The organism is Falsiroseomonas stagni DSM 19981, assembly GCF_900114315.1.
GTDB classification, from domain to species: Bacteria; Pseudomonadota; Alphaproteobacteria; order Acetobacterales; family Acetobacteraceae; genus Falsiroseomonas; species Falsiroseomonas stagni.
On sequence record NZ_FOSQ01000003.1, the window covers coordinates 211593 to 222617 of the forward strand.

An 11025-nucleotide genomic window follows, 5' to 3' on the forward strand; every position below is an offset into this window, starting at 1 on the left:
GCGGGCGACGCAACCCGGGCGTCCAGAACCGGGTGAGAGGGGGCTTGGTTCGGCATGAATGGAATGTTTATGCTACACAGGGTCGTAAATCATGCCATCGCAATTAACGCCTGAGTTGAGACTTGTCTCAGCCGTCCTGGCCGGGCTGCTGGCCTGGATGCCGGTCGCCCGGGCCCAGCCAGCCGGCCCGCCGGCGATTTCATCCTCACCCGGTTCCGCCACCGGGCCCGCGGTAGGCTCTGCCCTGTCGCCGCCGCCCCTGCCCTCCCTGCTGCCCGGCGGCCTGCCCCTGCCGAGCCTGCCGGCCGGCACGCAGCAGGAGATCATGCAGCGGATCCTGGACGCGGCCGGCGGCCGACCCCCGCCGGGCCCGCTGCCCGCCCCCGCGGCGCCCACGCCGTCCTCCCCCTTTCCCGCCATGCCGGCCATGCCGGGGGTGGCCCCCGCGGCATCGCTGGGGGAGCCCTTGTCCCATACGGAGGCCTTCTTCGCGGAACGGCTGGGCCTGGCGCTGCGGCAGTTCGGCTATGACAGCTTCCGCAGCGGCCCGGGCGGCGCGGGCGTGCTCGGCGCCCTGCCGGACGACTACATCATCGGCCGGGACGATGAGCTGGTGCTGGCCCTGCGGGGCCGCACGCGGTCCACGCTGAACCTGCGCGTGCTGCGGGACGGCACGCTGGTAACGCCCGACCTGCCGCCGATTCCCGCCGCCGGCCGCACGCTGCGCGACCTGCGCGCGGACCTGGAAGCGCGGATCGCCCGCGACATGCCGGGGACGGAGGCCTACCTGGCGATCGGCCAGGTCCGGCAGATCGCGATCTTCGTGGGGGGCGAGGTGCAGCGACCCGGGATGCAGGCGCTGACGGCGCTGTCCTCCGTGCTCGATGCGCTCCAGCAGGCCGGGGGCGTGCGCAAGACAGGCTCGCTCCGCGGCATCCGGGTGGAGGGGCCGCGTGGCAGCCGGGTGGTCGACCTCTATGCCGTCATCGCCGGCGAACGCGGCAGCGTCGATCTGTCGCTGCGCGAAGGGGAACGGATCGTGGTGCCGCCGCTGGGCGGCGTGGTGGCCTTGGCCGGGGAGGTGACGCGGCCCGGCATCTACGAACTGCCCGCCGGCAGCGCGGGCGTGCCGCTCTCCGCCGCGCTGCGCCTGGCCGGCGATCCGCTGCGCCCGGCGGGCAACCGCTTCCTGTCGCAGGGCACGGATGGCGGCGGGCGGCGGAGCTTCACGGAGCTTCGCCCGCAGGACCTGGTGCGGCGGGGCGACAGCGTACTGGTGCAGCCCGGCGCCGATGTGATTGCCAACCAGCTGCGCCTCGCCGGCCATGTCACCGCGCCGGTGACGCGCGCGATCGGGCGCGGCGGCGTCTCGCTCAACGGGCTGCTGTCCGACCCGCGACTGGTGCGGCCCGATCCCTATCCGCGGCTGGCCGTGATCCTGCGGCTGGATGCGCAGACGCGGGTGCGCCAGTTCGTGCCCTTCGACCTGTCCCGCACGCTCCAGGGCCAGGGCAACCTGCCGCTGGCGGAGGGTGATGAGGTGATCGTGCTGGGCAACAGCGACATCGCCTGGCTGGCCAGCCCGCCCGTGCAGCGCGCCTTGCGCGGTGAGGCACCGCCCGATGACAGCTGCCCGGCGCTGACGCAGCTTGCCATCGCCGCCCGCAGCGCGCCCGCGCGCTTCGCCCATGCCCGCGGCGCCGGCTTCCCCGATATCGGCGCGCCGGGCTGCCCGCAGGTCTTCCGGGACTATCCGCCGCTGCTCGCCTTCCTGCTGGATACCGCCGTGCTGCTGGCGGGCGAGGTCCGGCAGCCCGGCCTGTTTCCGATCCAGGACAATACGGGGCTGGACGCGCTGCTGGCCGCGGCCGGGGGCGTGACGGATGGGGCGGACCTCTCCGCCATCGAACTGGCGCGGGAGCCGGTCGAGCAGGCCGGGACCATCCCGCTGTCGCGCACCCTGCTCGATCTGCGCAGCCGTAACTTCCGCGCCGTCCGACTTTCCCCGCGCGACGTCATCCGCGTGCCGCGCAGCTTCACGGACCGGGAGACGGGGCCGGTGACCCTGGCCGGGGAGGCGGTGCGCCCCGGCGTCTACGACATCCGCCGCGGCGAACGCCTGTCCGAACTCCTGGCCCGCGCCGGCGGGCTGACGGGGCAGGCCTACGCCTACGGCACGGTCTTCACGCGGGACAGCGTGCGGCTGCGCCAGCAGGAAGGCTTCGCGCGCACGGCACGCGACCTCGAGACCTCGCTCATCCAGGTCGCCGCCGGCCAGGCGGTGGCGGGCGGGCGCGGGCAGAATGTCGATGTCGGCAACGCCATCAGCGCCGGGCGGGAACTGGCCAATGCGCTGCGCCAGGCTCAGGCGGCGGGACGCATGGTGGTGGAAGCGAACCCCGTGCTGCTGGCGGCACGGCCGGAACTCGACGTGCTGCTGGAACCGGGGGACCTGATCGTCATCCCCAAGCGACCGAACGAGGTCACCGTCGTCGGCGCCGTGCTGAACCCGGGCAGCCTGCAATTCCAGTCGGGCTGGCGGGCCAGCGACTACCTCCGAGCCGCCGGCGGGCCGCAACGCTTCGCCGATACCTCCCGCGCCTTCGTGGTCTTCCCCAACGGCCAATCGGCCCCCGCGGGGCTTTCCGGCTGGCAGGCGGGCGGGCCGCCCGTGCCGCCCGGCAGCCTGGTCGTCGTGCCGCAGGACCCGTCGCCCTTCGAGACCTGGGGCTTCATCCGCGACCTCACCCAGGTGCTGAGCCAGGTCACGATCTCCTCGGCCGCGCTCGCGGTGATCGCGCGAGAGATGCGCTGAGGGCGTGGCGCGGGTGGAAGACAGGGGGGCGTTGCCCCCCTGGACCCCCCACCAGGAGGCAGCGGCCTCCTGGACCACATGCTGTTCAACGCCGGAAGGGAGGGGGGCCGAAGTGCCCCCCTCCCTTCCGGCGTTGAAAACCGATGACGGGGTCCGGGGGGCGTCACGCCCCCCGGCCGGGGGTCCAGGGGGCAGAGCCCCCTGGCTGCTAGCCCTCGTAGCGCTCCTCATCGCGCCCGCGCCGACCCGCGCCGCGGATGAGGTGCCCGGGACCGGGTCCAACTATGGCGGCGTGGGGTTGCTGGAGATGCGCAATGCGCGCTTCCGGCCTGATGGGGTGCTGGAGGCGGGGACGGCGCTGCGCCACCAGCGGCGCTTCCATTTCCTGTCCTTCCAGGCCCTGCCCTGGCTGGAGACGACGTTCCGCCTGACCGAGCGGCTGGATGGCACGACGGGTGCGGGGATGACCAATGACCGCGCCTTCGATGTGAAGGTCAGGCTATGGGAGGAGACCGACTGGCGGCCGGCGCTGGCGGTGGGGTTGCAGGACTTCATCGGCACGGGGCTCTATTCCGGCGAGTATGTCGTGGCCTCCAAGCGCTTCGGCCCGCTGGATGCGACGGTTGGGCTGGGCTGGGGCCGGCTGGGCACCGCGGCGGATGGGCAGAACCCGCTGGCGGCCTTGTCCCCGCGGTTCGAGGCGCGGCCGCGCGATGTGGACCAGGGCGGGTCGATCAACACCTTCCAGTTCTTCCGCGGCGCGAATGCCGCGCTGTTCGGCGGGCTGGAGTATTCGCTGCCGCCGGTCTGGAGCCCCTGGGGCGAGGTCGATGGCTTGCGCGCGAAGGTCGAGCTTTCCGGCGATGCGCTGCGGGATGAGCGGGGCGGCTGGCCGGCGCGGAGCACGGGGTTGCGGGGGGAAGCCGCCAGCCGGGTGAATTACGGCCTGCAATGGTCGAATGGCTGGCTGGATGCCGGGGTGCAGTTCGTGCACGGCACGGACCTGCTGCTGCGGCTGTCCGCGCGGCTCGACCCCGATCGCGTGCCGAAGGTGGAGCGCCCGCCGCCGCCGGCGATGGGCGCACGGCCGGAGGCCCCGGCGGCGGATCCGGAGGCGGCTGTCGCAGCGGCGCTGCGCGCCATCGGCTTCCGCCCCGTGCGCATCCGGATCGAGGGCCAGGTCGCGCGCATCGCGGTGGCGGGCGGGCGGCAGCGGACGCTGGCGCGGGCGGCCGGGCGGATGCTGCGGGCCGCGCAGCCGCATCTGCCGCCGGGGGTGGAGCGCATCGTCTTCTCCTGGCGCCAGGCGGGGGTGGAGGTGGCGCGGCTGACCTTGCCGCGTTCGGCCATGGAGGCCGCGGCGCGGGGCGATGGCAGCGCGGAGGAGGTTTTCTACGCCAGCCGGCTGGAAGCCGCGGGCGCCGATGATTTCGGGTTGATCGATGGCGGGCGCGGCTTTTCCTGGGGGTTGGAGCCGCGATTCTCGACCCTGTTCGGCGATCCGTCCCGGACCCTCCGCTGGCAGGCGCAGGCGGTGGTGGGGGCGCGGGCGGAATTCGGGCATGGCCTGGCCGTCGCGGGCAGTCTGTCGCAGGCGCTGGCGGGCAATCTCGGCAATGCGCCGGCCTCCGACAGCCGACTGCCCGGGGTGAGGAGCGAGGCGGCGCGGTATGCCCGCGAAGGGGAGACGGCGATGCCAGCGCTGTATGGAGAGCGCATCTGGGGGCTCGGGCCGGATGTCTTCGCCCGCGTGACGGGCGGCTATCTGGAGCCGATGTTCGCGGGCGTTTCCGCCGAAGTGCTGTGGCGGCCGCATGGCCGGGCCTGGGGGGTGGGCGTGGATGTCGCGCAGGTGGCGCAGCGGGACTACGACCAGCGCTTCGGCCTGCAGGGCTACAACGTCACCACCGGGCATGTGTCGGTCTACGGGGATTTGCCCTGGTTCGGGATGTATGGCGTGGCGCGGGCGGGGCGGTACCTCGCGGGGGATTGGGGCGCGACGGTCGAGGTCGGGCGCCGCTTCCGCAGCGGGATCGAGGTCGGCGGCTTCGCGACACTGACGGATGTGCCCTTCAAGACCTTCGGCGAGGGCAGCTTCGACCGGGGGATCTATGTGCGCGTGCCGCTCGACCTGTTCGGGATCGAGACGCGGACGGTGGCGCCGCTGACGATCCGCGGCGTGACGCGGGATGGCGGGGCGCGGCTGGGGGTGGACAACCCGCTGTGGGAGGTGACGCGGGAGGGGCGGGCGCGGGGGTTCGAGGAGGGGTTCGGGGGGTTCATGCGGTGACTTCATCGCTAGAAAATAACTAATTTAATGCGAAAAAAAGTTCGGCGCAGAGTAGATTAAAGCGTACCACATAAGACTCACAGAGCAATCGCGCATTCCGAAACGTCAAAGTGGCTTTTGGATAACGGTCAAGGCGATGTGATAACTACTTACGTGCTGAATTTTAGATGCGTCGTAAGATTTCGCTGCGTGCGACTACCTGATCGGCGCGAACCGCCCAACCTAAGTCAACTCCGCCCCACGACTCGATGCCAACAACCCGAGTTCCGTCTGAATTTAGGATCGGCGCGCCTCCTGCTCCCGGTCCAAGCTGACAACCGTGAGCAAACTGACTTTGGCTTACGCTAAAGACCCTACATCTCGTGTCCCGGGCGAGCATTTGATCGGGTGAATTCAAGAATGCAATTGCACCCAAAGGTTGTTCAAGTAAGGGTGGTGCGTCGGATAAGGTTAGCCATCCGCCATCTACCATGCTCACGGTGTCCATTTGAAGAACGGTTATCCCTATATTTTCAGAGGATGTGCCTAATGTTCCAGGCAGCATAATTGTTTCTCGAGGTGGCAGTTTGATCGGGATGCCTGCTCTGATTGACCCGTCTGCTGCAATAGGGAAAAATTCTATACGCCTTTCGCTAGTTTGATCTCTTCCCAAGCAGTACGAAGCAGTGATAACGAGATCGGCAGCTACACGGAATGCTGTGCAATTCACGTTGCGCGTTCCCGAAGCGCCGAATGCCATCGGTATCTCAAGCCTTCCAACCGCTAACGTAGACGGACGCAGTGGGTCGAATGCTGGAAGTGTTCTGGTGGGTTGCAAGCCAATCGTCGTGGAAGGCGATGGAAGCGACGGACCTTGGCCCGGAGCGCGTTCCGCGAGGAAACGCCGAATGGCGTCTAGGCGCTCCGAATTCTCAATTAGGCCGGATTCAGCTAAAAAGCGAAGGTTTGCTGCCGCCCTATCGGCGTCTCCAGTCTTGATCATTTCTAAGATGCGAGATGCCTCGGCTCTCGTATTTTCAAGCGCTTCGCTCTGTCGTCCGTTCATGAAGGCAACAACAGCGTTACCAACCGCAGCTATTGCGGCAACTAAAATTGCAACAATTAATGGACTTGCCCACCGGGAGCGCTTAGCATCTTCTATTTTGAACAAAAAATCTTGCTCCGATAGCGATTGCGCCCGTTCGCTTATCGCAAGTTCTCTCCTCTTAAATTCCTGTTCGCTGAGCCATTTTTCTCGTTCAAATTTATTAGCTGAATCTTCTATGGCGGCCATTTGTGCCCCCTCCCTTCAGCGTCATCCAAGATGGATGGTGCGGCAAATGGTTTGCAAAAAGCAAGAGCTAGCTGTCATCGCCAGTGTTCTGTTTTACGTCGCTCGACACAACGCAGAACGTTGTCTGAGCGCCCTGACAGAGCTGCGAAGCATTCACCACAGGTTGACCACATTGTCGCCATCCCTGCGTGCATGCAAGTCACCGTTGCATACGAATTTCGCTTCGCCTACAGAACTCGCTTTGCTACCTGATGCCTAATTTTTCGCATGCGCGACGAACACTTTCGTAGCCATCGGCCGCGAGCATGACTGGTCTTGGCAATTAATCGCCGGAAACTTACGAGTTGGGCACTGATGCCTTGCTAAATCTAACCTCCTCCGGCGTACTAGCGATGCCGCGCGCCCGCAGCCAGGCCGAGATGCGCGGATCGGCGCTCCACACACAGAGCGGCACCGCCAGCACCATCCCGAGCGTGAAGGGCAGCGCGATCAGCAGCGCTGCCACGGACACGCTGGCGAAGCAGGCCGTCAGCACCACGCCGACCACCGTGTGCCGCCACAGCAGCCGCGCCGCATCGCCCCAGCCGATCCCGCGATCCGCGCGGTTCTGCGGCGCCCAGCCCGTGCGCGCGCCGAAGGGCAGGGTCAGCAGGAAGATCGCCTTGTTCAGCGTCGACAGCGGCTCGAACAACTGCATGAAGACGAATTCCGCCACCGCGCCGCGGGCGAAGGCGCAGCGGCCGCCATAGGTGGCGGCGACATCGCGCTGGACCAGCGCCTGCGCGTAGCCCGACAGCTTGGGCGAGAAGTAGCAGAGCGCATGGGCGAAGACCGCCAGCGCCAGCGCGCCCATCGGCGTACCGGCGCCGCCGCCGGTGATCGCATTCCCCGCCGCCAGCAGCAGGATCGCGGCGTAGAGCGGCGCGCCCAAAAACAGAAGGATGGCCTGCACCAGTTGCAGCCGCCCGAGCGCCGTCATGCCCTTCAGGCCGAACAGCCGAAAATACTGCATGTTGCCCGCGCCCCAGCGTTCGTCGCGGCGCATGAATTCCGGCATCGCCGGGGGGTTGGCCTCCATGCTGCCATCCTCCGCCGGCAGGCAGCGCACGGCCCAGCCCGCGGCCTGCAGGCGCACGCTTTCCACCATGTCGTGGCTCAGGATGCGGCTGCCATCGGGCAGGGGTTCGAGCTTCGCGTGGTCCCGGAACGGCGCCACGCGGATGATGGCGTTGTGGCCCCAATAGGGGCCGGAATCCAACTGCCACCAGGCCTGCCCCGTGGCCCAGCTGCGCATCCCCGCGCGCATCCCGAACTGGAACAGCCGGGGAAAGGCGGCGGTGGCGGGGCGGCCGACGATCAGCTGCTGCACGATGGCGAGCTTCGGCTCGGCCTCCATGATGGCGACGAGGCGTAGCACCGCCGCCGGCGTCATGACGCTGTCGGCGTCCAGCGTGATGAAGAATTTCTCCAGCGTGACGTGGGACTCAAGAAAGTCCATCACGTTGCCGGCCTTGTAGCCGGTGTTGTCGCTGCGGCGGCGGTAGTGGACGCGGCCGGGATGGGCGGCGGCGAAGGCGGCGATGGCGGCTTCCTCCGCCGCGGCAATGACGGGGTCCTGCGTGTCCGACAGCAGCCACAGCCGGAAGCGGTCGGCGGCGCCGGCCTCGGTCAGGCCATCCAGCAGCGTGCCGAGCGGCGGCAGCACGGCCTCCATCGCCTCGTTGCGGATGCAGACGGCGATGGCGGTGACGGAATCCGGCCGGCCGATGCGGGCGCGGGCCAGCGCGGGCAGCACGGCGGCGGGCGGGTCCCGCGTGCTGAGCAGCAGGGCGAGCCCGACGATCGAATTGGCGGCCGACAGCGCCGTCCAGGGCGTGGTCAGCGCGACGGCCAGCAGGATCAGCGCCTCCCACCCATTGAGCGGCGCCAGCGCCCGCCAGGTGAGCCAGAACAGCAGCACGGCGATGGCGGCGACCAGCGCGGCGAAGGCGGCGCGGCGCGGCAGGGGATTCTCGTTCGTCACGCGCCATCCATCATCCGGGATGATGGCGCCCTTACGGCATGAGGGGGATGCCCGCCAGCGCCAGCACGAAGGCCGCGACCGACAGCGCCAGCCAGCCGAGCGCCGCCAGCATCACGCCTGCGGCACCCGGCGCCGCCAGCAGCGCGAAGGCGGGAACGACCTGCATCGCATGGGTGCCGAGGAAATGCGCGATGCGCAGGTCCCCGCCATCCCGCGACCAGAAGAAGGGCGGCCAGGATGCGGCGTCCGACAGCGTCCCGCCGATGACGGGGCCGCCCTGCGCGCCGATGGCGAAGCCCGTGACGCCGCCCATCACCCCCGCCACCACCAGGCCGAGCCCGACCGCCATCCGCCAGGGCCGCGCCTGCGCCGCATCGCCGCGCCACAACACCAGCAGGCCAAGCACCGCCGCCAGCAGCACCAGCGCCAGCGCCGCAGCCCCCATGACGGAGAACATGAAGGCCCCCAGCGGATCGCTCGCGAAATGGCTGCGCAGGCCGAGCGCGGCGCGGAGCGTGATCCAGCCCTGCTCGAACAGCCCCGCCGCCACCGTCCCCCACAGCACCAGCCGCGCGATCCGACCCTCCCGCGCCGCCGGCGCCAGCACCCCCCAGGCCCAGGCGAGGGTCCAGAACCAGACGGCGAGCGAGGCCGCGAATTTCGCTGGCTTGGTCCAGACGGAGACGCCGTTGATGCTTCGCCCATCCACCAGCATTGCCGCAAGGCAGGCCGCGAGCAGCGCCGCCATCGCCCAGCCCAGCCGCGCCAGCACCGGCTGGCGGCGGTCGAGCTCCCGCAGGATCGCGTTCATGCCACCCTCCCCAAGCGGGTCCCCTTGGCCGCGCGGAGGCCGAGGAACAGCAGCAGCCCGACCGGCCCCGCCAGGAAGGTCGGCGGCAGGCAGAGGCGGACCAGCCAGGGGTTCACCCCCTCCGCCGCGCCACGCCGGCAGATCCAGGCGCCGATGAAGAGATCGAAGGCGAGGTAATGCACCCAGCCCGCCAGCAGGACGCCGGGGTTGCGGAACAGCGCGGCCACGCCGGCGAGGGAGGAGAACCCGCCCTCCGCCCCCGGCGCATGGGTCACCAGCAGCACCAGGTAGAGCGCCGCCAGCAGCGCCGGCAAAGCGAGGCCGGCGAACCACCAGGTCACGGCCCGGTGGCGCGGCGCCACCAGCAGCGCGAGCCAGCCTGCCATGGCGACAAGATTCGCCGAGGAGAAGACGGTTTCCATGTCCCGGGGCCTCAACTGTCCATCGGTCAGTTTGTGCCAATGTGGTCTGACCATTGTCAAGTTTGAATCGCGGCGGCAGGATCGGCGCATGACCGTCACCCCCAAGCCCCGCGGCCGGCACCATCACGGGGACCTCCGCCGCGCCCTGCTGGATGCGGTGGCGGAGATCGTGCTGGAGGCGGGGCCGGAGGCGGTGAGCCTGCGCGAATGCGCGCGCCGCGCCGGTGTCTCCCATTCCGCCGCCGCGCCGCATTTCGGCGACAAGCGCGGGTTGCTGACGGCGTTTGCGATCGAGAAGTCGGATCGGCTCGCCCGCAGCATGGAGGCGGCGGTGGCCGCCCTGCCGCCGGGTGCCGATGGCCGCGCCCGCCTGGCCGCGACCGGGCGGGGCTACCTGGCCTTCGCGCGGGAGAATCCGGCGCATTTCCGCCTGATGTTCCGCACCGACCTGATCGACACGACCAATGCCGAATGGCGCGCTGCCGCGACAAGCGCCTGGACGCCACTGGCCACCGCCATGGCAGCCGCCGCGCCGGGCGCGGAGGGACGGGCGCTGCGCGCACGCCTGGCGATCGCCTGGTCCGCCGTGCATGGCTTCTGCACGCTCCGGCTGGAAGTGCCGGGGGCGGACCTCTGGGCGGGTGAGGATCGCGCGGCGGAGGTGGCGGAGGACATGATCGCGCTGCTGGTGGAAGCATGCGCCGCGCCGGCCTGAGGCGCCTCAGAACCCCGTCAGCAGCAGGCCCAGCGCCCGGGTGATGTCATCGTGGTGCGGGGCGAGGTTGGCGACCGGGTGGCCGAGTTCGCGCCGCGGCACGGCGGCCAGGTATTGCGGGAAGAGCAGGTGTGGCTCGCCCTCGACCTCGATGGCTGGGTTCAGGCCGCGTGAGGGTTTTGGCGCCGTCGCCGCCGGCAGTAGCGGGACCACGACGCGGGTCGACAACTGGTCATGCAACTCGTGCTGCACATCGAGCAGATAGCCCGTGGCGGCGCGATGGAGATCGAATTGCGCCACGCCGTCAGAACATCCGGTATTTCGCCAGCGGCAGGCCGTTGCGTTCCACCCATTCGTTCTGCGCGTCCATCGCCGCCCGGTTCTCCGCCTGCCAGCGGCGGATCTTCTCGGCCCGCAGGGCCTGGGCTTCCGTGACGCCGGGGATGGGGGGGAACAGGTCCGGCCGCAGGCGCTCACGCGGCACGCCGGTCGCGGCCTCCACCGCCGCCACGCGTTCCGCCGGCACCTTTCCGCTGCGCTGCCAGCGGAGGATGGAAGGGTGGGAAAGGCCGAGGCGCTCGGCCAGCCGCATAACGCCGCCGGCGGCGGCGATGGCTTCCGTAATGGGGGATGGGGTCGCTGCCATCCCCGATCCGTAGCCGAAGGCTACGGATCG

Annotated in this window: 9 protein-coding genes; 3 read left to right on the plus strand and 6 right to left on the minus strand. The window is 69.6% G+C overall.

What is annotated here, in order from left to right; all coding sequences use genetic code 11:
• The first annotated feature begins 91 nt into the window (after positions 1–91).
• Together BM041_RS11250 and BM041_RS11255 are read left to right on the plus strand one after the other, a co-directional pair.
• The gene (locus BM041_RS11250) at positions 92–2815 is read left to right on the plus strand and encodes an SLBB domain-containing protein (RefSeq protein WP_092959402.1); all 2724 of its coding nucleotides are present in this window, start codon (positions 92–94) and stop codon (positions 2813–2815) included.
• A 262-nt stretch (positions 2816–3077) separates the two neighbouring features.
• A complete protein-coding gene (locus BM041_RS11255) occupies positions 3078–5105 on the plus strand; it encodes a YjbH domain-containing protein (RefSeq protein WP_245762035.1) in 2028 nt (675 codons plus the stop codon).
• Positions 5106–5268: 163 nt separating this feature from the next.
• Here BM041_RS11255 and BM041_RS29960 read toward each other — a convergent pair whose 3' ends face one another.
• The 4 genes from BM041_RS29960 to BM041_RS11270 form a co-directional block, all read right to left on the minus strand.
• A complete protein-coding gene (locus BM041_RS29960) occupies positions 5269–6378 on the minus strand; it encodes a trypsin-like serine peptidase (RefSeq protein WP_139226026.1) in 1110 nt (369 codons plus the stop codon).
• A 337-nt stretch (positions 6379–6715) separates the two neighbouring features.
• Positions 6716–8401, minus strand: coding sequence for a glucans biosynthesis glucosyltransferase MdoH (gene mdoH / locus BM041_RS11260; protein ID WP_175533873.1), 1686 nt, complete (start codon positions 8399–8401; stop codon positions 6716–6718).
• A gap of 31 nt (positions 8402–8432) precedes the next feature.
• Positions 8433–9212 carry a hypothetical protein gene (locus BM041_RS11265; protein WP_092959406.1) on the minus strand — a complete coding sequence of 260 codons (780 nt, stop codon included), beginning with the start codon at positions 9210–9212 and terminating at the stop codon, positions 8433–8435.
• Complete coding sequence (locus BM041_RS11270) at positions 9209–9724, minus strand: ABA4-like family protein (RefSeq protein ID WP_342713788.1); 516 nt, start codon at positions 9722–9724, stop codon at positions 9209–9211. The genes BM041_RS11265 and BM041_RS11270 overlap by 4 nt, the downstream gene beginning before the upstream one ends.
• Here BM041_RS11270 and BM041_RS11275 point away from each other — a divergent pair.
• Positions 9723–10349 carry a TetR/AcrR family transcriptional regulator gene (locus BM041_RS11275; RefSeq protein WP_092959410.1) on the plus strand — a complete coding sequence of 209 codons (627 nt, stop codon included), beginning with the start codon at positions 9723–9725 and terminating at the stop codon, positions 10347–10349. The genes BM041_RS11270 and BM041_RS11275 overlap by 2 nt on opposite strands.
• A 6-nt stretch (positions 10350–10355) precedes the next feature.
• Here the strand turns inward: BM041_RS11275 and BM041_RS11280 are convergent, their stop codons facing one another.
• Positions 10356–10649, minus strand: a complete 294-nt coding sequence (locus BM041_RS11280; RefSeq protein ID WP_092959412.1) for a CcdB family protein — start codon at positions 10647–10649, stop codon at positions 10356–10358.
• A gap of 4 nt (positions 10650–10653) precedes the next feature.
• Positions 10654–10995: a YdaS family helix-turn-helix protein gene (locus tag BM041_RS30940; protein ID WP_217648688.1), complete on the minus strand. Its 342-nt coding sequence runs from the start codon at positions 10993–10995 to the stop codon at positions 10654–10656.
• Positions 10996–11025 lie beyond the last annotated feature (30 nt).